General features: G+C 68.7%; 17 protein-coding genes. 4 read left to right on the forward strand and 13 right to left on the reverse strand.

Annotated elements, in window-relative coordinates; all coding sequences use genetic code 11:
- Positions 1-42 precede the first annotated feature (42 nt).
- The 4 genes from CLV01_RS02970 to CLV01_RS02985 form a co-directional block, all read right to left on the reverse strand.
- Positions 43-1,014, reverse strand: a complete 972-nt coding sequence (locus CLV01_RS02970) for a Bug family tripartite tricarboxylate transporter substrate binding protein (RefSeq protein ID WP_034397991.1) — start codon at positions 1,012-1,014, stop codon at positions 43-45.
- A 104-nt stretch (positions 1,015-1,118) separates the two neighbouring features.
- A complete protein-coding gene (locus CLV01_RS02975) occupies positions 1,119-1,385 on the reverse strand; it encodes a DUF2783 domain-containing protein (RefSeq protein ID WP_013800326.1) in 267 nt (88 codons plus the stop codon).
- Positions 1,386-1,416: 31 nt separating this feature from the next.
- The gene (locus tag CLV01_RS02980; protein ID WP_099732424.1) at positions 1,417-3,108 is read right to left on the reverse strand and encodes an FAD-dependent oxidoreductase; all 1,692 of its coding nucleotides are present in this window, start codon (positions 3,106-3,108) and stop codon (positions 1,417-1,419) included.
- 133 nt (positions 3,109-3,241) lie between these two features.
- Entirely contained in the window at positions 3,242-4,207 is a 966-nt protein-coding gene (locus tag CLV01_RS02985) for an MBL fold metallo-hydrolase (protein ID WP_099732423.1), read from the reverse strand.
- 149 nt (positions 4,208-4,356) lie between these two features.
- Between CLV01_RS02985 and CLV01_RS02990 the strand changes: the two genes are divergently transcribed.
- Entirely contained in the window at positions 4,357-5,175 is an 819-nt protein-coding gene (locus CLV01_RS02990; RefSeq protein WP_180288352.1) for an IclR family transcriptional regulator, read from the forward strand.
- Positions 5,176-5,194: 19 nt separating this feature from the next.
- On the opposite strand, the gene CLV01_RS02995 is transcribed toward CLV01_RS02990, so the two are convergent.
- Positions 5,195-7,027 carry a methyl-accepting chemotaxis protein gene (locus tag CLV01_RS02995; RefSeq protein ID WP_099732421.1) on the reverse strand — a complete coding sequence of 611 codons (1,833 nt, stop codon included), beginning with the start codon at positions 7,025-7,027 and terminating at the stop codon, positions 5,195-5,197.
- A gap of 307 nt (positions 7,028-7,334) precedes the next feature.
- On the opposite strand from CLV01_RS02995, the gene CLV01_RS03000 reads away from it, so the two are divergent.
- Positions 7,335-8,168, forward strand: a complete 834-nt coding sequence (locus tag CLV01_RS03000; RefSeq protein ID WP_065346541.1) for a GNAT family N-acetyltransferase — start codon at positions 7,335-7,337, stop codon at positions 8,166-8,168.
- Between the two features lie 254 nt (positions 8,169-8,422).
- Here the strand turns inward: CLV01_RS03000 and CLV01_RS03005 are convergent, their stop codons facing one another.
- The 4 genes from CLV01_RS03005 to CLV01_RS03025 form a co-directional block, all read right to left on the reverse strand.
- A complete protein-coding gene (locus tag CLV01_RS03005) occupies positions 8,423-8,890 on the reverse strand; it encodes a CoA-binding protein (RefSeq protein WP_034397998.1) in 468 nt (155 codons plus the stop codon).
- A gap of 28 nt (positions 8,891-8,918) precedes the next feature.
- Positions 8,919-10,190, reverse strand: coding sequence for a Na+/H+ antiporter NhaA (gene nhaA, locus CLV01_RS03010; RefSeq protein WP_099732420.1), 1,272 nt, complete (start codon positions 10,188-10,190; stop codon positions 8,919-8,921).
- Positions 10,191-10,427: 237 nt separating this feature from the next.
- Positions 10,428-10,961 carry a hypothetical protein gene (locus CLV01_RS03020; protein ID WP_099732418.1) on the reverse strand — a complete coding sequence of 178 codons (534 nt, stop codon included), beginning with the start codon at positions 10,959-10,961 and terminating at the stop codon, positions 10,428-10,430.
- 193 nt (positions 10,962-11,154) lie between these two features.
- The gene (locus CLV01_RS03025) at positions 11,155-13,449 is read right to left on the reverse strand and encodes a protein-disulfide reductase DsbD family protein (RefSeq protein ID WP_099735274.1); all 2,295 of its coding nucleotides are present in this window, start codon (positions 13,447-13,449) and stop codon (positions 11,155-11,157) included.
- Positions 13,450-13,638: 189 nt separating this feature from the next.
- On the opposite strand from CLV01_RS03025, the gene CLV01_RS03030 reads away from it, so the two are divergent.
- Positions 13,639-14,616 (forward strand): Bug family tripartite tricarboxylate transporter substrate binding protein, encoded by a 978-nt coding sequence (locus CLV01_RS03030; RefSeq protein WP_099732416.1) that lies wholly within the window; start codon positions 13,639-13,641, stop codon positions 14,614-14,616.
- Between the two features lie 41 nt (positions 14,617-14,657).
- On the forward strand, positions 14,658-15,521 hold the full coding sequence (locus tag CLV01_RS03035) for a creatininase family protein (RefSeq protein WP_071953731.1): 864 nt from the start codon (positions 14,658-14,660) through the stop codon (positions 15,519-15,521).
- Positions 15,522-15,877: 356 nt separating this feature from the next.
- On the opposite strand, the gene CLV01_RS03040 is transcribed toward CLV01_RS03035, so the two are convergent.
- From CLV01_RS03040 to CLV01_RS03055, 4 genes are all read right to left on the reverse strand, one after another.
- Positions 15,878-16,852, reverse strand: coding sequence for a Bug family tripartite tricarboxylate transporter substrate binding protein (locus tag CLV01_RS03040; protein WP_013800338.1), 975 nt, complete (start codon positions 16,850-16,852; stop codon positions 15,878-15,880).
- Positions 16,853-16,971: 119 nt separating this feature from the next.
- On the reverse strand, positions 16,972-17,655 hold the full coding sequence (locus CLV01_RS03045) for a histidine phosphatase family protein (RefSeq protein WP_034398008.1): 684 nt from the start codon (positions 17,653-17,655) through the stop codon (positions 16,972-16,974).
- Positions 17,656-17,742: 87 nt separating this feature from the next.
- Positions 17,743-18,702, reverse strand: coding sequence for a PhzF family phenazine biosynthesis protein (locus CLV01_RS03050; RefSeq protein WP_099732415.1), 960 nt, complete (start codon positions 18,700-18,702; stop codon positions 17,743-17,745).
- 224 nt (positions 18,703-18,926) lie between these two features.
- Positions 18,927-20,105 (reverse strand): aminotransferase-like domain-containing protein, encoded by a 1,179-nt coding sequence (locus tag CLV01_RS03055; RefSeq protein WP_034398011.1) that lies wholly within the window; start codon positions 20,103-20,105, stop codon positions 18,927-18,929.
- Between the last annotated feature and the right edge of the window lie 58 nt (positions 20,106-20,163).

The raw sequence follows: 20,163 nt of genomic DNA on the forward strand, positions 1-20,163 counted from the left end.
GGCTGCCGGACCGGCAGCCTTTTTGCATCTGCAGCGGGGCGCTCAATCCAGCTTGATGTTGTTGGCCGAGATCACCCGGCCCCACTTGCTGCGCTCGGCGCGTACGAACTGGCCCATCTGGTCGGCGCTGCCGGGCATGGGTTCCACGCCCATGGCGGCCAGGCGTGCCTTGGTGCGGGTGTCGGCCAGGGCCTGCTGCAGCGACTGGCTGAACTTCTTGACCACCTCGGCCGAGCTGCCCGTGGGCACGACGATGCCCTGCCAGGCATAGCCCTCGAAACCTTTCAGACCCTGCTCCTGCAGCGTGGCGATCTGGGGCAGCACATCCACGCGGGCGGGGCTGGCCACGCCGATGGCCTTGAGCTTTTTCTCGCTCAGGAAGGGAATGATGGTGGCGCTGTCGGCCCACATGGCGGGAATCTGGCCGCCGACCACGTCCTGCACGGCCGGAGCGGCGCCACGGTAGGGCACATGGGTCATGTTGCTGATGCCCGCCTGTTCGCGGAACAGTTCGCCCACCAGGTGGTGGGGGCTGCCCAGGCCGGCCGAGCCCCAGCTCACGCCGGTCTTTTGCTGTTTGGCCCAGGCCAGGAATTCGGCGAGATTGGTGGCGGGCACCTCGTTGTTGACCACCAGCAGCATGGGAAAGCGCACCAGCATGCCCACGGGCTTGAAGTCGCGCTCGGCGTTGTAGTTGAGCTTGCTGAACAGGAAGGGGTTGGCCGCCAGCGTGGCGAAGTCGGCCGTGAACATGAGGTTGCCGTAGTCGCGCGAGCGGGCGCTGTACTCGGCCGCGATGTTGGTGCCCGCGCCTGGCTTGTTGTTGATGACGATGACCCGCTCCATGTTGCGACCCATGGCCTCGGCGATGACGCGGGCGACCACGTCCGAGCCGCCGCCGGCCGCATAGCCCACGACCCATTCCAGGGGCTTGTCCTGTGCCAGGGCGGCAGGCCCTGCGGCCAGGGCCAGGCCCGAGCAGGCCAGTGCGGCCAGAAACTGCTTGCGTTGCATCCTTGTCTCCATGTTGTATGCGGCGCCCTTGTGAGATGTCCAAGGTGTGAGGCGGGCGCCTTTGTGGGGATGGCAGGCCGCCGCACGGGCGGCGGCGCGCGGCTTCAGGCTGCCGCGTGCACCGGGGCGACCGGCGTCACGGCGCCGCGCTCGGCGGGGTCCGCGCCGGCAGGGGCAAGTCCTGCGCTGGCGCGGGCCAGTTCGAGCGCATGCAGCAAGGTGCCCTGGTGGCCAATGTGGTTGGCCAGCAGCAGCACGAGGCGGGCATTGAGGGCATGGCTTTGCGCGGTATCGAGCCCCTGGTGGGTGGCGATCAGGGCTTCGTAGAAATCGTCGCAGGCCTGCAGGTTGGGGTGGGTGGACAGCAGCATGGCAGTCTCCTGTGGATGGGGCGTAAGAGGTTCAGGCCGTGGCGGCGGCGCCGCAGGCTCTTTGCAGCGCGGCACGCACGCTGGCTTCGTCGGGGCGGCGCCAGCGGGCGCAGACATGCTGGTCAGGCCGCAGCAGGTAGCTGGTGCCGGGGCGCGCATCCAGGCGTTTGGCCGCCAGGCCGCGCGCATCGATGAGGTCGGCGTCTGGCGCATGGGCCTCGCCCTCGGCCGCAATGGACAGGTTGAGCACGCCGGGCAGCGCCTGCGCCCAGGCGGGCGTGGGGCCGAAGTGCAGCAGCGTGAAGTCCGGTCCCAGAGCGCGCAGCAGCCAGGCCGTGCCGTCTGCGCCGGGCCGGCGCATGGGCGCATCGGCCAGCACGGCGCCGGGCAGCTGCGTTCCGTCGAAGGTGTCGGTGTCAGGCGTGTTGAGCGCGGAGCCATGCAGCGTGGCCGGCACGGACAGCCGCCCGCTGTTGACGATGCGGCGCGCGAATTCATGGTCGCGCGCCAGGTCCAGCACGGCGTCGCGGAACAGGCGGCTGATCTCGCTCTTGGGCGTGATGAAGTCGGTGGCGCGCGTGGAGTTGCGGATGTTCTCGTCGGCCGCGTATTCGCGCTCGGCGCCGTAGGTGGCGATCAGCGAGGCATCGGCCTGGCCGCGCAGCACGCGGTCCAGCTTCCAGGCCAGGTTCTCGGCATCCTGCACGCCGCTGTTGGCGCCGCGTGCGCCAAACGGCGAGACGCCGTGGGCGCTGTCGCCCGCGAAGACCACGCGGCCATGGACGAAGCGGTCCATGCGCAGGCAGGCGAAGGTGTAGACGCTGGCCCATTCCAGCTCGAAGGGCGCGTCCTTGCCCAGCAGGGCGCGGATGCGCGGCACGATGTTCTCGGGCTTTTTCTCTTCCTCGGGGTCCGCGTCCCAGCCCAGCTGGAAGTCGATGCGCCAGACATCGTCGGGCTGGCGGTGAAGCAGCACGCTCTGGCCCGGGTGGAAGGGCGGGTCGAACCAGAACCAGCGCTCGGTGGGGAATTCGGCATGCATCTTCACGTCGGCGATCAGGAAGCGGTCGCGGAAGATGCGGCCATGGCTTTCCTGGCCCAGCAGGCCGCGCAGCGGCGAGCGCGAGCCGTCGCAGGCCAGGACCCATTGCGCATCGATGCGGTAGCTGCCGTCGGGTGTCTCCACGGTCAGCAGCGCGCCCTCGGCCTGCGGCTCCAGTGCCGTGACCTTGCTGTGCCAGCGCAGGTCGATCAGCGGCAGCTGCAGTGCGCGCTCGACCAGGTAGGCCTCGGCGTAGTACTGCTGCAGGTTGATGAAGGCCGGGCGCTCGTGGCCGTCCTCGGGCAGCAGGTCGAAGCGGTACAGCGGCTGGTCCTTGAAGAAGACCTTGCCCAGGTTCCAGGACACGCCCTTGTCCACCATGGGCTGGCCCACGCCCAGGCGGTCCCAGATCTCCAGAGTGCGCTTGGAAAAGCAGATGGCGCGCGAGCCCGTGGACAGCCGGCAGTCGTTGTCCAGCAGCACCACGCGCTGGCCGCGCTGGGCCAGGTCGATGGCCAGCGACAGGCCCACGGGGCCGGCGCCGACGATGACCACGGGATGCCGGGCAGGCGTGTCCGCACCGGCGTCCTGGTCGGCATGGCGCTCGTAGGGAATGTGGATGGACTGTATGTCTGCGCCGCTGCCGCGCAGCGCTTGCAGGGAGATGGCGGGGTGGGACATGGTGTTCGTCCTCTGGCGTGGGCAGTGTGGAAAAAAAGGGCGCAGCCATCCCCGCCGGCGCGCCAGGGCGCCGGTTCACGGACGGGTGCGAGGGGCGGGCGTGCCGGTGTTCAGGCCCGGACGCCGCCGTGCATCAGCCTTCGAGCGCCAGCCACATCTGGCGGTCGCGCTCGGCGGTCCAGATGCGCGGGTCGGCGTGGCCCGATGCCTCGTCATAGGCGCGGGTCACATCGAAGGGCATGCAGTGGTTGAAGATCACCCACTGGCCGTACTTGGGCTGCAGCTTGGCGAAGGCGGCCTCGTAGACCTTGCGCAGGTCCTGCTTGGCGTCGGCGCCGGCCTTGACCTCGGTCCACAGGTCGCTGATGAAGTCGCGCGTGCCGGCCAGGCCGGCCTGCACCTCGGCCGGCGTCTGCAGCGCGGCGCCCCGGCCGGGCACGAGCTTTTCGGGCTGCAGGGCGGCGATGGCGTCCAGCGTGTGCGGCCAGTCCTGGAAGTAGGCATCGCCCGCATAGGGCGTGGCGCCGAACTCCACCAGGTCGCCGCTGAACAGCACCTTGTCCTGGGGCAGCCAGACCACGGTGTCGCCCTTGGTGTGGCCGCGGCCCAGCTGCAGGATCTGCACTTCCAGCTTGCCCAGCCACAGCGTCATCTTGCCGGTGAAGGTGAGGGTGGGCCAGGTCATGCCGTCGGGCACGCTTTCCACGTTCTGGAACAGGCGGGGAAAGCGGCCGATCTCGCTGGCCTTGTCCTGCTCGCCGCGCTCCACGATGAGGTCGTAGGTGTCCTGGCTGGCGATGATGTGTTCGGCGCCTTCCGCGAAGAAGGCCGAGGCGCCCAGCACGCGCACCGCGTGGTAGTGCGACAGCGTCACGTACTTGATGGGCTTGTCCGTGACCTCGCGGATGCGGCGGATCACGTCCTGGGCCATGACGGGCGTGGCCTGGGTGTCGATCACCATCACGGCGTCGTCGCCAATGATGATGCCGGTGTTGGGGTCGCCTTCGGCCGTGTAGGCATAGGCGTGCTCGGAGAGCTTGTCGAAGCTGACCTGCTTGATTTCGAGGTCGGCGGCGGAGGCAAAGGTCTTGGTGGTCATGGGCATCCTGCTTTTGAGATGGACAAATGCATTTGTTTTTATCGAATGCCTGAATGCTAGGGAAAAATTCAACATTGAACAATTCATTTGACATAGTGAAAAACCCTCGGAGCCGCAAACTTCGGGTTCCAGCCTTCACAATGCCTGCCATGTCCGATGCCGCCTCCTCCCCGAACGACCCCGTCTTCCCCTCCGACAGCGCCGATGACGAGCCCGCGCGCGGCCCGCGCGGCATCCAGAGCGTGGAGGTCGGCGGCCAGCTGCTCAAGGCGCTGGCGCGCACGGGCCGGCGCATGGCGCTGAAGGATCTGGCGCGCGAGGCCGGCATGACGGCGGCCAAGGCCCACCCCTACCTGGTGAGCTTCTGCAAGCTGGGCCTGATGGAGCAGGACCGCGCCAGCGGCCACTACGGCCTGGGGCCGCTGGCCATACAGATGGGGCTGATCAGCCTGCAGCAGGCCGATCCCGTGCGCCTGGCGATTGCCGAGCTGCCCGCGCTGGCGCAGGAGGTGGGCAGCACGGTGTCGATTGCCATGTGGAGCGGCCAGGGGCCGACCATCATCCGCGTGGAAGAGGGGCCCACCCATGTCTATGTGGCCATGCGCCACGGCACGCCCGCATCGCTGCGCCACACGGCCACGGGAAAGATCTTTGCGGCCTTTGGCGAGCCCGGGCGCATCGCGCCCCTGCTGGACGCGGAAGGCCACAGCCTGGACGAGCCCGCCTTTGCAAAGGAGCTGGCCGCCATCCGCGCCAGCCGCCTGAGCCGGGTCGAGAACCAGCTGCTGTCAGGCGTGAGCGCGCTGGCCGTGCCGGTGTTCGACGGCTTTGGCCAGCTGGTGCTGGCCATTGCCGCCATCGGCCCTTCGGCCACGCTGGACCTGGACCTGCAAGGCCGGCCGGCCCTGCTGCTGCAGGCCCAGGCGCGCAGCCTGTCCCAGCGCCTGGGAGCGCCGGCCCAGGCCTGAGCCCGTCGCTTGCTGCGGCTCAGTTGGTGAGCAGCAGCTGATCCCGGGCAGGCGCACGCCCTTCCAGCGTGAAGCCGGCCACCGTGCGCGACAGGTGGTGGGCCTGCTCGTTGAGCACGGACGATGCGGCGGTGGACTCCTCCACCAGCGCGGCGTTCTGCTGCGTGGCGCGGTCCATGTCGGCCACGGCCTGGTTGATCTGGCCGATGCCCACGCTCTGCTCGGTCATGGCGCCGTTGATCTCGACAATGATCTGGGAGACGCGCTGGATGCCCTCCACGATCTCGCCCATGGTCTGGCCGGCCGCGCGCACGCGGTCCGTGCCCATGGCCACGCTGGCGCCCGAGGCGTCGATCAGGGTCTTGATCTCCTTGGCGGCCGCCGCGCTGCGGTGGGCCAGGCTGCGCACTTCTGCCGCCACCACGGCAAAGCCCCGGCCCTGCTCACCCGCGCGGGCTGCCTCGACGGCGGCATTGAGCGCCAGGATGTTGGTCTGGAAGGCGATGGCGTCGATGACGCCGATGATCTCGCCGATCTTGGACGAGGCCTTGGAGATGTCGTCCATGGTGCTCACGGCGCTGCCCACCACGTCGCCACCCTTGGTGGCCGAGCTGCTGGCCGACTGGGCCAGGCGCGTGGCCATGGCGGCCGCCTCGGCCGACTGGCGCACATTGGCCGTCAGCTGCGACAGCGAGGCCGAGGTCTCCTGCAGGCTGCTGGCCGAGGACTCGGTGCGGTTGGACAGGTCCAGGTTGCCCAGCTTGATCTCGTCGGTGGCGGTCTTCATGGACTCCACGCCGTTGCGCACATCCTTGAGCACGGTGCCGATCTGCTCGACGAAGCCGTTGAAGGACGAGGCGATCTGCGCCACTTCGTCATTGCCCGACACCGGCAGGCGCTGCGTCAGGTCGCCGCCGCCCGAGCCGATCTTGTCCATGGCGTCGCGTACCTGCGACAGGCGCCGGAAGGACTGGGCCGTCAGCGCCGCCGCCACGGCCGTGGCCAGGCAGGCCAGCAGCACGATGGCAATGGCAAGCGTCTTGAGCACGCTTTGCAGGCCGGTCGTGGCCTCGGCCTTGTCCAGCGCCACCACCAGCAGCCAGTCCGTGCCCTGCACCGGGCGGGCCTTGAGCAGCTTGGCGCTGCCGCCCAGGTTCACTTCCAGCGGCGCCGTGGCGCTGGCCAGCGCGGTCAGCGCAGCCGGCGTCAGCAGCTCGGAGAGGTCGGAGGTGGGCTTGAGCAGCAGCTTGGCATCGGCATGCGCCAGCACCTGGCCGTCACGGCTGACCACAAAGCCCAGGCTGCCGGGCGTGGGGCGGATGGCGGAGACCACCTCGCGCACGCCCTCCAGCGGCACGGCGCCGCTGATCACGCCCTGCAGCGCGCCGCCGCGCAGCATGGGCGCCACGAAGGCCACATAGGGCACGCCCGTGGTGGAGTCGCCATAGGGCTTGGTCAGCGTCAGCTTGCCGGCCTGCACGGCGCTCTTGTACCAGGGGCGGGCCGTGGGGTCGTAGTCGGGCGGGGTGCTGGTGGTGGACTTGTAGGTCTTGTCTTCCCAGCCCACCGTGGTGATGGGAAAGCCGCTGGCCTGGCCCATGTGGGCGGCAAAGCCTTGCGGGTCGCCATGCTCGATCACGGCGGCGGCGGCGCTGACGGCGCGTGCCTTGGAGGCCACCCACTGGTCGATGGCCATGGTGTTGCCTGCGGTGATGGCATCCAGATCCTGTTCGATGGTCTGGAACGTGCTGCCGCGGACGATGTGGTACGTGGCGGCCCCCGTGATGGCAAGGGCGCCGACCACGGTGGCTGTGCTGATGGCAAGAATCTTGGAGCGAAGGGTCTGGAGCATGGCGCGGCAAGGGAAGACTGAGGACTCCGCAAGCCGCGATGGCCGGGCATGCGGCCCTGTCATTAACGCACAATTTGTTTCATTCTTGACGACATGCCAACCCTGGGATGGCGTGCACCAACTTGCGCGCAACACCTGTCATAGAGGCATTTGCTGCAGTGCACCATTGCAGTGCGGTGTGACATGTTGCTGTAACGCAACCGTCGCGGGACTTTCATGGCGGCTTTCCACAATGGCGGCACGCAGGCAAACCGAGTGGCACAGGCAGGTCACCGACTGCGTCCAACATGACGAGGAAGGCGGGCATATGGACGTTCTTGACACCCTTCGCAACGCGGCGATCGACGTCGCCAAGCCCCCGCTTTCCGCGCTTCTCCAGCCACCCCAGGCCGCGGACAAGCCGCTGCGGCTGGATGTGCGCTGGGCCCGACATCTCGACGAGGTGCGACAGGTGCAGCGCCTGCGCCACGCGGTGTTCGCCGCCGAGATGGGCGCCGTGCTGCAGACCCCGCTGGCCGGACACGACATCGACGCCTTCGACGATTTCTGCGAACACCTGATGGTCTGCGACGCCGACCGGGGCGTGGTCATCGGCACCTACCGCCTGCTCACGCCCACCCAGGCGCTGCGCGCCGGGGGCCTGTACTCCGACCAGGAATTCGACCTCGCCCCGCTGCACGCCTGGCGCCCGCGCATGGTGGAGCTGGGCCGCAGCTGCGTGCATGCGTCGCACCGCCAGGGCGGCGTGATCCTGGCGCTGTGGGGCGCCCTGGCCGAATTCATGCAGCGCAACCAGCTGGACGCCATGGTCGGCTGCGCCAGCATTCCCATGCAGTACCCGGGCCTGGCCCACGGCGAGGGCCCGGCGCGCGTCTGGCAGCAACTGCGCCAGACCCATCTGGCCGAGCCCGAGCTGCAGGTGCGTCCCCGCGTGGCCCTGCCCGAGGAGTTGGCATCGGTCAGCACCAGCGGCATGAGCGTGGAGCCGCCCGCGCTGATCCAGGGCTATCTGCGCACGGGCGCCAAGGTGCTGGGCGCGCCGGCCTGGGACAGCGACTTCAACACGGCAGACCTGCCCATCATGATGCGCATGCAGGACCTGCCTTCGCGCTACATGCGCCTGTTCACGCGGCGCGGCTGAGGCCGTCCCGGTGCCTGGGGGAATCGGGGAATTTTCGGAAAGAGAGGGCGGATCCGGCTTCTTGTGCAGTGAGCCGGACCGTGATGTGCATCACAGGGCTGTCACAAAGACCGTGCATGATGCTGGATGTGGGCTGAAGCAGACACCCGGACGGAGGCAGGTAACCTGCACCGGACTGACCGGGCCTTGGTCCACGCCAATTGCAGGCCGCAGCCTTTCAGGGGCTGCGGCCTTTTTCATGGGCAATTCCTGAGCTACCGGGCAGCGGCTGGGGCATCGGCCAGAAGGCGCTGGTGCTCGATCTTCACGCAGCGGTCCTGCACGGTCCACAGGCCTGCAGCGCGGGCCAGTTCCAGGGCTTTGTCGTTGACCACGCCCAATTGCAGCCACAGGCAGCGCGCGCCGATGGCAACGGCCTCGGCGGCCAGCGGCGGGATGTCCTCGCTCTTTCGGAAGCAATCGACCATGTCGATGCGCAGGCCCTGGGCAGCCAGCGCGGCCGCAGCGTCGGCCAGGCTGGCATGGACGGGCTCGCCCAGGATGCGTCCGCCTTCGCGTGCCACCACGGGGTTCACGGGAACGATGCGGTAGCCGTGGCGCTGCATGTACTGCGAGGCCTGGTGGCTGGGCCGGTCGGGCTGCGGCGACAGGCCGACCACGGCCAGGGTGCGGCACTGCACGAGGATGTCACGCAGGCGGGAGTCTGTGGCTGTATCACTCATGCGCCGCAGTGTACGCAGCGCATGCGGATCAGGCCGGCTGCACTGTCGCGGCCGCAGCATGGCGGCGGCGAAGCACCAGGCCCCAGGCCAGGCCCAGCACGGCGGCCGTGGCCGACGCCATCAGCACCCCCAGCTTGGCGGCATTGAGCAGGGCCTCGCTGTCAAAGGCCAGCGTGGCGATGAAGATGGCCATGGTGAAGCCAATGCCTGCCAGCAGGCCTGCCAGCAGCGTGTCGCCCCAGCCCATGCCTGGCGGCAGCGCGCACATCCGCAGGCGCACGGCCAGCCAGCAGCTGAGCAGCACGCCCAGCGGCTTGCCCAGTACCAGGGCCAGGGCCACGCCCCACATCACGGCCGACGTGCCCGCCACATCAATGCCAGCGGTGCCCGCGCCCTGCAGCGGCACGCCGGCATTGGCCAGCGCAAACAGCGGCATCACGCCAAAGGCCACCCAGGGATGCAGGTCCGCCTGCACACGCTCCACGGGCGCTGCGCTTTCGCGGCCTGCCAGTGCGTGCACGGGCGTCACCAGGCCCAGCACCACGCCGGCCAGCGTGGGATGGGCGCCGGTCTGCCAGATGCCCCACCAGAGCACGGCGCCCGGCAGCACATAGGCCCAGGCGCGGCGCACGCCCAGCGACTGCAGCAGGAACACGCCGGCCAGGCCGGCGGCGGCCACCAGCAGCTGGTCCCACTGCAGCCCGCCCGAATAGAACAGCGCAATGATGAGCACGGCCACCAGGTCGTCGATGATGGCCAGCGCCAGCAGGAACACGCGCAGCGCGGGCGGCAGGCCCCGGCCCAGCAGGGCCAGCACGCCCATGGCAAAGGCGATGTCGGTGGCCGTGGGCACGGCCCAGCCATTGCGCAGCGGCGGCGCGGCGTTGAAGGCCAGGAAGATCAGGGCCGGCGCCACCACGCCGCCCAGCGCGGCCATCACGGGCAGCAGCGCCTGGCGCGGCTGGGCCAGTGCGCCGGAATGCATCTCGCGGCGTATCTCCATGCCGACCACGAGAAAGAACACGCTCATCAGCGCATCGTTGACCCAGAAATGCAGGGATTGCGACAGCTGCCACGGGCCCAGGCCCACGCTCAGCGGCGTGTGCCACAGCGCCTCATAGGAACCGGCCCAGCCGGAGTTCGCCCAGACCAGGGCGGCGGCCGCAGCCAGCAGCAGCACGATGCCGCCCGCGGCCTCGGCATGGGACCAGCGGGACAGGAAGGCGCCGACGCGATCGGCGAAAGACAGGAAAAGGGGCGTGCGCGGGCCGGACGGCCGCGGGGTCGTGTAGGTGTTCATGTGCAAAGCAGCAAAGGGGCCTTGCGGCCCCAGTGCGCAGGCGGCCCGACCTGCGCTATCAACACCTGTCCTGCCGCCCCATGCGGTCTGGACACCCAGCGGCCATTATAAAAGAAGCCCCCACTCCCTTTGCTGCGCAAGGTCCGCTGCCCCCCCCCGAGGGGGCCGCTTTTTGCCTTGGGGCGGCCCGGCGGCAAAAAATCGGCGGCCGGGACGCTTGCGCAAGACCCTGCGGATTCAGGGCCTGGGCGGCTCATTGCGCGCAACGCATTCGGCCAGCAGCCCCAGCGAGGACAGCGCAATCATGAAGACCAGGAACACATAGGCCGCCGTTGCCACGCCCAGGCTCATGCTGAAGCCCCATTGCAGCACCGAGCAGGCCATGGCGGTCTGCGGGTACATCGCCGTGCACTGCGATGCGGCGGGCATGTGCACGTACCAGGTGACGGCGATGAACATGGCGCCCGCCACCATGGCGGCATTGCCCCAGGGATGGGTCTGCGGGTGGTAGAGCGCATAGATCAGCGCCACGGGAACGGCCAGGCCCCAGGCGAACATCATCAGCCAGCTGAACACCGGCGAGACCGCCAGGATGGACTGCAGCCATCCCATCTTGGGCAATCCGTTGACGAAGCCCAGCAGGTCCCAGACAAAGGGCAGGACGATCCCCGCCACGGCCAGGCTGGCAAGCCCCAGCGCCAGCAGCAAACCCTTGCCGCGTGAACGATGGTGCACCCCCGAAGGGTGCGAATGGGTGATCAGTGCATGCATGGCCCACCTCCTGTGTCGTGCAGGGCGGGCAGTTGCCGCGCGGGCGGGTCTCCGGAGTCGGGCGGCAGCCGCGGCGCCTAGCGTTCGGATTGCGGTATTCCCCGGATGCATCCAGTCTAGGACGGCGTGCGCTGCAACAAATGTAGGCCTGGGACCTACCCAAAATCGGGGTTTGTCCCAGGAGGGCGTGCCGTCAAAGCGTGGCCAATGCCCCCAGTACCTCGCTCTTCGATAGCAGCTCGCTGAGTACCACCGGGGGCTTGCCCGGCGCATGCAGCACATAGACGGGCACGCCGCTGCGGCCCAGTTGCTGCAGCGCAGCGGTGATCGCAGGGTCGCGCCGCGTCCAGTCGGCGCGCAGCAGGGTCACGCCGTGCTTGTCGAAGGCGGCCAGCACCTCCTCATGGTTGAGCGTGGTGCGCTTGTTGACCTGGCAGGTCACGCACCAGGCGGCCGTGTAGTCCACGAACACGGGCTTGCCCGCCGCCTGCAGCTCGGCCACGCGGGCGGCCGACCAGGGCTGCCAGCGCTCGCCTGCAGCGGACGCCGTGCCCGTGCCCTCGGCCTGGGCAGGCGTGGTGATCAGGGGCGCGGTGGTGGCCAGCAGCGCACCTGCCAGCACCACGGCCAGCGTGGCCAGCACGGCCCGCGTGCGGCCCTTGAGCGTCAGCGTCCAGACCAGGGCGCTGAAGGCCAGCAGCAGGGCCAGCAGCGCGGTGGCGGCGTCGATGCCGCTTTGGTGCCCCAGCACCCAGACCAGCCAGACCACGGTGGCGAACATGGGGAAGGCCATGGCGCGGCGGAAGGTATCCATCCAGGCGCCCGGGCGCGGCAGCCAGCGCACCACGGCGGGGACGAAGCTGGCCAGCAGATAGGGCAGGGCCATGCCCAGGCCCAGAGCGGCGAACACCGTCAGCGCCTGCAGGGCCGGCATGTCGATGGCAAAGCCCAGTGAGGCGCCCATGAACGGCGCCGTGCAGGGCGAGGCAATGGCCACGGCCAGCACGCCGGACAGAAAGGCATCGGCCACCGGATGGCGCGCATGGGCCGCAGCCCAGCGGCCGGGGAGCATGGAGCCGAACTCGAACAGGCCTGCCAGGTTCAGCCCCAGCAGCGTGAACAGGGCTGCCAGCAGGGCCACGATGGCCGGCGACTGCAGCTGAAAGCCCCAGCCCAGCTGCTCGCCCGCCGCGCGCAGGGCCAGCAGCAGTCCGCCTAGGGCCAGGAAGGACAGCACCACGCCCGCCGTATAGGCCAGCCCGCCCAGGCGCTGGGCGCGGCGGTCCTGTCCATGGCGTGCAAAGCCCAGGATCTTGATGGCCAGCACCGGGAAGACGCAGGGCATGAGGTTGAGGATCAGTCCACCCACCAGGCCACCGAGCAGGGCCATCCAGAGGCTGGTGGCGCTGGCAGCAGGCGCAGCGGCCTGGTTGGCCGCCAGGGCAGCGGCCAGTGCGGGGGAAACGCTGGCCATGGCGGCGGCCGTCCAGCGGCCCTCGACCGGGGCCTCGGCGCGCCAGGCCACGGGCTGGCCTTGCTCCAGCGCTGCGGCGCGCTCGGCGGGTGGCAGGGCCAGGACCACGGGCAGCTTGGCCGGGGTGTCGCCGCGCATGTCGGACAGGGGCAGCTCGGCCACCCAGGCCGCACCATCCCAGCGCTGCTGCCAGTCCTTGCCCAGTTCCGCCGCGTGGTGGAAGGTGTCGGAAGATTCGGGATAGAAGTCCAGCGTGCGGCCCTGCAGGGATTCCGGCAGGCCCTCGATGCGCAGCTGCACGCGCTCGTCGGGCGTCCTGCCTTCTGCTGCTGGCTGGCTGGCCGGCACCACCTTGGCCTGGGCTGGCGCAGACAGTGCCTGGGGCTTGAGCGCCCAGGCCTGGGTGAAGGCCTGACCCTGGCCTGCCGTGCTGCCCTGCACGGGCAGCTGCAGCTGGAAATCGCCTTCCTCGGGAATGCACTCCACGCGGCAGACCAGCCAGTTCGCATGCAGGCGCAGGTCCAGCATGCCGGACGCGGGTGGCTTGAAGTCGGCGGCCACCTGCACGGGCACGGGCAGCAGCACCTGGCCCTCATAGCCGTAGTTGAGCAGCGGGCCCACGCGCAGCGCCTCGGGCACGGGCCACTGGATCTCGCCCGCCGTCAGGCCTGCAGGCAGCTGCCAGTTCAGCTCGGTGGCCAGGCCGGAGTCACCTGCGTTCTTCCAGTAGGTATGCCATTCGGGCTGGTGGGTGATCAGCAGGCCCAGCCACATCGTCTGTCCGGGCTGAACGCCTTCGGGTGCCTGGGCCACGAGCTCGGCCCGCACGCGTGGCGTGTCCACGGCCGCGGCCGCCCCGCTGCCGGTCTTCAGGCGCAGCTGCGCGCCGGCAGGGGTGGCAAGCAGGCTGGCGGCGGCAAGGAAAAAGGCGAGGAGCCAGAAGGCGAGGTGCTGGGGGCAGTGTGGCGAAGAGGTGGATGGTGCGGCATGGCGGACTGTGGGAGCCAGGGGCATGGTCTTTGGTTCCCCCGGCTGCAGGCTGCGATGGTAGCGGGCCGTCCAGAGAGATCGCCTGTGGCCGGCTGCAGGACGATTGGCAAAAGATATCGTTGCATAGGCGCTTGGTATTGGACAGGCGATATGTCCGTTGCCCATCATGGACCGGCCACCCATCCGGGATAGAGCAACACAAGGAGACAAGCCATGCAGGAGACAACTCGCCGCCACTTCCTGGCCGCTGGCGCGGCAGCGGCCGCAGCCTGGGGACTGCCGCAGCACGCAAGCGCGGCCGCTGCCTATCCCGACAAGTCCGTGCGCGTGATCGTGCCCTTTCCCGCCGGTGGCACCACCGACGTGGTGGCGCGGCTGGCCATGCAAAAGCTCGGGGAGCTGACCGGCCAGTCCTTCGTGGTGGACAACAAGGGCGGTGCCAACGGCGTCATCGGCACGGAACTGGCCGCCCGCGCTGCGCCCGATGGCTACACCCTGCTGATGAACACGGCCGGCGCGCAGACCCTGAGCCCCGTGCTCTACAAGACCAGCTACGAGGCGCTGTCCAGCTTCGAGCCCATCAGCCATCTGTGCGACGTAGGCTTCGTCCTCATCGCACGCAAGGACCTGCCCGTGAACAGCCTGCAGGAGCTGGTCGCCATGGCCAAACAGGGCAAGCCGCTGAGCGTGTCCTCGGGCAGCAGCATGATTTCGCTGATCACCGAGCAGTTCAAGAAGGTGATTGGCGCGCCGGGCATCGTCAACGCCCAGTACAAGGGCACGGCGCCGCAGATGCAGGCCGTGGTGGCGGGCGAGGTGGATTTCTCGTTCGACTCCTTCACCTCGGTGGAGATGATCCGCACGGGCAAGGTCAAGGCGCTGGCCGTGCTGCTGCCCCAGCGCGCCGAAGTCTTTCCCCAGGTGCCCACCATCAAGGAGGCCGGCGTGGACGGCATGGGCTTCAGTTCCTGGTCGGGCCTGCTCGCGCCCAAGGGCACGCCCCGCGACATCGTGGCCCAGCTCGCGCAGCAGATGGACAAGGTCATGCAGATGCCCGACGTGCTGGCCAAGCTGCGCAGCTACAGCTATGTGCCGCGCCGGGGAACGCCCGAGGAGTTCGCGCGGCTGATCGAGTCGGACAACGAGCGCTGGAAACGCATCGTCAAGGAATCCAACTTCAAGGCCGAGTGAGGAGGGCTCCGGCAGCCCATGGATGGCCCTAATATCGGGCCATGCAAGACTCCCCGCCCGAACAGATATCCCCCGGCGCCTGGCCTTCCCGCTGGTGGGCCGAGGCCTCTGCACGCGACTTTGCGCAGGCCCAGGCCAGTGGCCTGGCTGCCGAAACCATCGCCGTGCTGCCCGTGGCCGCCGTGGAGCAGCACGGTCCGCACCTGCCGATGTCCGTTGACGCCCGCCTGCTGCAGGGCGTGATCGATGCGGCCCTGCCGCTGCTGCCGCCCGAGCTGCCCGCGCTGTTCCTTCCCCCGCAGAACATCGGCTTCAGCGTGGAGCACCAATCCTTTGCCGGCACGCTGACGCTGTCGCCCGCCACGGTGATCGCACTGTGGACCGAGCTGGGCGCCTGCGTGGCACGCGCCGGCGTGCGCCGGCTGCTGCTGCTCAACGGCCATGGCGGCCAGGTCAGCGTGATGGACATCGTGGCGCGCGAGCTGCGCATGCGCCATGGCCTGCTGGTCTACAGCAGCAGCTGGTTCGGACTGGTGGACGATGCGGCCAATGCGCAGTTCAGCGCGCATGAGCACCGCTTCGGCATCCATGGCGGCGAGGTGGAGACGTCGATGATGCTGCACCTGGCGCCGGAGACCGTGCGCATGGAGCATGCGCGGGACTTTCATTCCACTTCGGAGGATAGGGCGCAGCGGCATGCCTTGCTGGGCAATGGGCGAAGCGCCAAGATGGGCTGGGCCATCGAGGATTACAACGTTTGCGGGGCGGTGGGGAATGCTGCGGGGGCCACGGCCGAGCGGGGGGCTTTGATGGTGGAGGCTTCGGCTCGGGGGCTGGTGCGGTTGTTGTCCGAGATGGTTGCGCTGCCTGCGGATACTGTCGGAAGGGCGCCGGAGCCTCTTTAGTTTTTGGTCTTTTTGGACCCTGCCGGGTGGTGGTTTTTCGAGGCCGGGATTCGGCCCGGCGGCCGACCTGCTTTCTTGCCGCGCAGCAAGAAAGTAGGCAAAGAAATGCGCCCAAATGTCCGCGACCCCTTCGCTGCGCTGCGGGGCCACCTGCGTCGTGGCGGCTGCGGGGTTCGCCGTGAAACTCACTTCGCGCTGCGCGCTACGTTCAAACATCACGGCGAGTCAGATCACGAAGCAAGCCTGTCCTTCGGCAGGCTTGCAACCCCGCAACCGCCACGACGCAGGCGCTGACATACGGGGAGTTTGCTCGGGCCTTTGCTTCGCTCGGCCTATTCCTTTATTGCTTCATTGCTTCATTGCTTTGGGATCTTGGCCTGGACGATCACGTCGCCCCAGCGCTTGATTTCCGATTGCAGCAATTGCGCGGTCTGCTCGGGCGTGCTGGATTGGGCCTGCACGTTCATTTCGCGCAGTTTCTGCGTGACTTCGGGGGAGTTCACGGCGGCGGCGATTTCCTTGTTCAGGCGGGCGATGATTTCCGGAGGGGTCTTGGCTGGGGCGGCCAGGGCGTTCCAGGAGGAGGCGACGAAGCCCTTGACGCCTGACTCCTGGGCCGTGGGCACGCCGGGCAGCAGGGCCGAGCGCTTGTCGCCGGTGATGGCCAGCAGGTTGACGGCCTTGGAGTTGATCTGGCCCATGATGGGCGTGAGGATTTCCACGGCCGCGTCGATCTGCTTGCCGCGCAGGGCCGTGACCACGGCAGGGGTGCCGTTGAAGGGCACGATCTGGGCGTCGATGCCGGCGGTGGTCTTGAACAGTTCGGCTGCCAGATGCTGGGTGCTGCCGATGGCGATGCTGCCGATGTTGAGCTTGCCGGGGTTGGCCTTGGCCCAGGCCACCAGCTCGCCCAGGTTCTTGAAGCGCGAGTCGCTGGCGGTGAGCACGCCGATGTCGAAGTAGCCCAGGGTGGATATCGGCGTGAAGTCCTTGACCATGTCGAAGGGCAGCTGGTTGAACAGCCCCACGGTGACGGCACTGCCGTTGGACATGAGGAACAGCGTATGCCCGTCGGGCGCGGACTTGGCTACGGTGTCGGCCGCGACGATGCCGCCTGCGCTGGGCTTGTTGTCGATGATGACGGGCTGGCCCAGCTGCGAGGCCAGTTTTTGCGCGACGACGCGCGAGGTGACGTCGGCCACGCCGCCTGCGCCAAAGGGCACGACGATGCGGATGGGCTTGTTCGACAGGGGCTGGGCCTGGCTGGTGATGGCGGCCAGCAGCAGGGCCGCGCAGGCCAGGGCGCTGCGCGTGAAACGGCGTTTGTTCATGGGTCTTTTGTCTCCTGGCCGGCGAGTTTGGCGCAAAAGCGCAGGCCGGCCCAGAGCGCCCGTGTTCTGGCTGCTATGCCTTGGCGTGATAGCTGTGTGACAGCCTTGCCGGTGCCGTCTCAGGCGTGCGTGATCCAGCTGCGGTGCTCGTCCGTGTCCAGGTGGTTGAGCGTGTTGAAGGTCTGCAGCATCAGGCGCTTGGGGCTGGTGGTGAACTCGGTCACGGCGCTGTTGCGGATGCGCATGTTCAGCGCAATGGTGACCTCGGGCGAGGTGCCCAGCACATGGCCCACGGCGGTGGAGATGGGACCGCCACTGCTGACCAGGAGCACGTTTTCGTCGGCATGCTCGTGGCGCACGCGCTCCAGCACCTGGCGCACGCCGCCTGAGAAATCATCCCAGCTGGGCATGCCTTTGGGGCTGATGGTGCCGGCCATCCACTGGGCCAGGGCATCGCACAGCAGGCGGAAGTGGTGGCGGTACAGCTCGGGCGTGTCGGGCTTGGGCAGGGGCGCCGGATGGATGGCCTGCAGCAGCGCGCCGCTGTCGTATTCATCGAGGCCTGCAAGCGCCTGGGTGCGGTGTTGCTCGGCAGGCAGGCTGCCCAGGCCGTCGGCGATGCCGGCCAGCGTCTGCGCATGGCGGCGCAGCGTGCCCGTGTAGACCGCGTCGAAGCGCAGGCCGCGTTCGCGCCAGTAGGCACCCAGCCTTTGCGACTGCGCCGTGCCGCGCTCGCTGAGCTGGTCATAGTCTTCGGCACCAAACGAGGCCTGGCCATGGCGCACAAGATAGAGGGTTCCCATGGCGCGGATTGTGGCCAGCGCCGGCGCTGGCGTTTGTCCTGCGGGCGACTGGCTGCCGCCTTGGCGACAGGCCTGCCGTGCCGGGCCCTACAGCAGCACCTGGCCGCTCACGCATTCCACGACATGGCCGCCTATCCACAGCGCGCCCTGCGCGTCCTCGCTGACGTGGACGCGCCCGTCGCGCCCCACGCAGCAGCCCTGGCTGGCGATGTAGGGCGCATGCAGCAGACCTTCGCCGCGCAGCCACAGGGCCAGACTGGCGTTGAGGCTGCCGGTGACGGGGTCTTCAGTGACGCCGACTGGGCTGGCGAAGCCGCGCACTTCCAGGCTGGGAGCGGCATCCGCCTCGGCTGCGGCTGGCCGCTGGCCCGTGGCAAAGGCGCGGGCCTCGCGGCTGCTGCGGCCGATCAGTGCCGGTGCATCTTGCGCGCTGTCGTACAACGCGCAGGCGCCCACCTTGGTGTTCAGCGCCTTGAGCCTTGCATGGTCGGGCTCCAGCGACAGCACCTGGTCGGGGTGTTCGAAGAGCACGCCCATCCAGCGCGGGCCGTTGTCCAGCCAGGCCGCACGCAGGATCTGGCCGCGTTCTGCGCCCAGCGCGGCCGCCACGTCATCCAGCAGGCCGGGCTCCACGTCGCTGATGTCGGTGGACGGTGCCTGAAAGGCCAGGCGCCCGTCCTGGCGCTCGATGCCGATCAGCCCCTTGGCGCATTCCTGCAAAATGCGCTGGGCCTGCTGCGGCACGCCGCCCTGCGCCAGCCAGGCCTGGCAGCTGCCCAGCGTGGGATGGCCGGCAAAGGGCAGCTCGCCGCCCGGCGTGAAGATGCGCACGCGGTAGTCGGCGCCTGCGGCGCGGCCCGCTTCGGTGGGAGGCAGCACGAAGGTGGTCTCGGACAGATTGGTCCAGGCCGCGAAGGACTGCATCTGCGCATCGGTCAACCCGGTGGCGTCGAGCACGACGGCCAGCGGATTGCCCAGGTAGGGCCGTGCCGTGAACACGTCCACGGTCATGAAGGGGCGCTGGCGGGAGACGTATGCAGGTGTCATGGCAATGGGCAGATGGAAGGGAGGATGGAAAAGCCGACAGCAAGCCGGACTTTGGTTCGACTGCGTGTCGGCTTCCCCCTGGCCCAAGCAGGTAACTGGCCCAAACACCAGGGACGCCGAGCAAGAGCCGCCTCACGGCGGGGGCGCCTAGCCGAGGGCGTCGTCCCCCTCCCTTGCGAAGCAAGTAGAGAGGGGGAAGCGGCGCTAGCCGCTCAGGGGGTGGTTTACATCGTGGAGCGGATGGCGTCGGCCAGGGCGGCGATGCCCTTGTCGATCTGCTCGGCCGACACGGTCACGTAGGACAGGCGCAGCGTGTTGGCCTGGGGCTCGTCCGCATAGAACGGCGCGCCGGGCACGAAGGCCGTGCCGCGTTCCACGGCGGCGGGCAGCAGCTTTTGCGCATCCATGCCCTTGGGCAGGCGAACCCACAGGAACATGCCGCCCACGGGACGGGTCCACTGCACGTCCAGGCCGGCCATTTCGCGTTCCAGCGCGGCCAGCATGGCGTCGCGCTGGCGCTTGTACATGGCGCGGATGGTGGGCACATGGCGGTCCAGGAAGCCGTCCTTGATGACCTCGGACACCACACGCTGGTTGAAGCCCGGCGTGTGCAGGTCGGCCGCCTGCTTGGCCTGCAGCAGCTTGTTGTAGACGGACTTGGGCGCCACCAGGAAGCCGATGCGCAGGCCCGGGGCCAGCACCTTGGAAAACGAGCCCAGGTAGATCACGCCTTCGGGGTTGCGCGCGGCCAGCGGCAGGGCAGGGGCCTGCTCGAACCACAGGTCGCCGTAGGGGTTGTCCTCGATCAGCGGGATGTTGAGTTCGCGCGCCTTGTCCACCAGGGCCTGGCGGCGTGCCTCGGCCATGGTGCGGCCGGTGGGGTTCTGGAAGTTGGGCAGCACGTAGGCCAGGCGTGCCTTGTCGGCGCCGGTGCCGGCCTTGGCGGCGAAGTCCTCGACGAGGATGCCGTCGTCATCGCTGTCCACGCCCACGGGAATCGGTTCCTGCGGTGCAAAGGCCTGCAGCGCGCCCAGGTAGGTGGGCTTTTCGACCAGCATGCGGCTGCCACGGTCCAGGAAGACCTTGCCGATCAGGTCCAGCGCCTGCTGCGAGCCGGTGGTGATCAGCACCTGGTCGGGGTCCACTTCCCAGGGCAGGAAGTCGGCCACGGCCTGGCGCAGGGGCGCGAAGCCCTCGCTGGTGGCGTACTGCAGGGCCGAGGCGCCATCGCGCTGCATCACGGTCTGGCAGGCCTGGGTGAACTCGTCCAGCGGGAAGGCCAGCGGCGAGGGCAGGCCTCCCGCCATGCTGATGATGCCGGGACGGTCAGTGAGCTTGAGGATTTCGCGGATGGCGGAGGGGTTCATCTTGGCAGCACGGTCTGCCAGCGTCCAGGTCGTCATAAAAAAAGCAGTTCCAGGTCTTTGCGGTGCCCGCCATGCGGGCGGGCTGGTATGGATT

Source organism: Delftia sp. 60 (assembly GCF_002754395.1).
Lineage (GTDB): Bacteria > Pseudomonadota > Gammaproteobacteria > Burkholderiales > Burkholderiaceae_C > Comamonas > Comamonas acidovorans.

Bases quoted from the DNA above. Each gene is read 5' to 3' on its own strand.
- CLV01_RS02980 (WP_099732424.1), bottom strand. From the start codon at position 3,108: ATGTCCCACCCCGCCATCTCCCTGCAAGCGCTGCGCGGCAGCGGCGCA.
- CLV01_RS03020 (WP_099732418.1), bottom strand. From the start codon at position 10,961: ATGCATGCACTGATCACCCATTCGCACCCTTCGGGGGTGCACCATCGT.
- nhaA (WP_099732420.1), bottom strand. From the start codon at position 10,190: ATGAACACCTACACGACCCCGCGGCCGTCCGGCCCGCGCACGCCCCTT.
- CLV01_RS02990 (WP_180288352.1), top strand. From the start codon at position 4,357: ATGTCCGATGCCGCCTCCTCCCCGAACGACCCCGTCTTCCCCTCCGAC.
- CLV01_RS03025 (WP_099735274.1), bottom strand. From the start codon at position 13,449: ATGCCCCTGGCTCCCACAGTCCGCCATGCCGCACCATCCACCTCTTCG.
- CLV01_RS02985 (WP_099732423.1), bottom strand. From the start codon at position 4,207: ATGACCACCAAGACCTTTGCCTCCGCCGCCGACCTCGAAATCAAGCAG.
- CLV01_RS03055 (WP_034398011.1), bottom strand. From the start codon at position 20,105: ATGACGACCTGGACGCTGGCAGACCGTGCTGCCAAGATGAACCCCTCC.
- CLV01_RS03040 (WP_013800338.1), bottom strand. From the start codon at position 16,852: ATGAACAAACGCCGTTTCACGCGCAGCGCCCTGGCCTGCGCGGCCCTG.
- CLV01_RS03045 (WP_034398008.1), bottom strand. From the start codon at position 17,655: ATGGGAACCCTCTATCTTGTGCGCCATGGCCAGGCCTCGTTTGGTGCC.
- CLV01_RS03005 (WP_034397998.1), bottom strand. From the start codon at position 8,890: ATGAGTGATACAGCCACAGACTCCCGCCTGCGTGACATCCTCGTGCAG.
- CLV01_RS03035 (WP_071953731.1), top strand. From the start codon at position 14,658: ATGCAAGACTCCCCGCCCGAACAGATATCCCCCGGCGCCTGGCCTTCC.
- CLV01_RS03050 (WP_099732415.1), bottom strand. From the start codon at position 18,702: ATGACACCTGCATACGTCTCCCGCCAGCGCCCCTTCATGACCGTGGAC.
- CLV01_RS02970 (WP_034397991.1), bottom strand. From the start codon at position 1,014: ATGCAACGCAAGCAGTTTCTGGCCGCACTGGCCTGCTCGGGCCTGGCC.
- CLV01_RS02995 (WP_099732421.1), bottom strand. From the start codon at position 7,027: ATGCTCCAGACCCTTCGCTCCAAGATTCTTGCCATCAGCACAGCCACC.
- CLV01_RS03030 (WP_099732416.1), top strand. From the start codon at position 13,639: ATGCAGGAGACAACTCGCCGCCACTTCCTGGCCGCTGGCGCGGCAGCG.
- CLV01_RS02975 (WP_013800326.1), bottom strand. From the start codon at position 1,385: ATGCTGCTGTCCACCCACCCCAACCTGCAGGCCTGCGACGATTTCTAC.
- CLV01_RS03000 (WP_065346541.1), top strand. From the start codon at position 7,335: ATGGACGTTCTTGACACCCTTCGCAACGCGGCGATCGACGTCGCCAAG.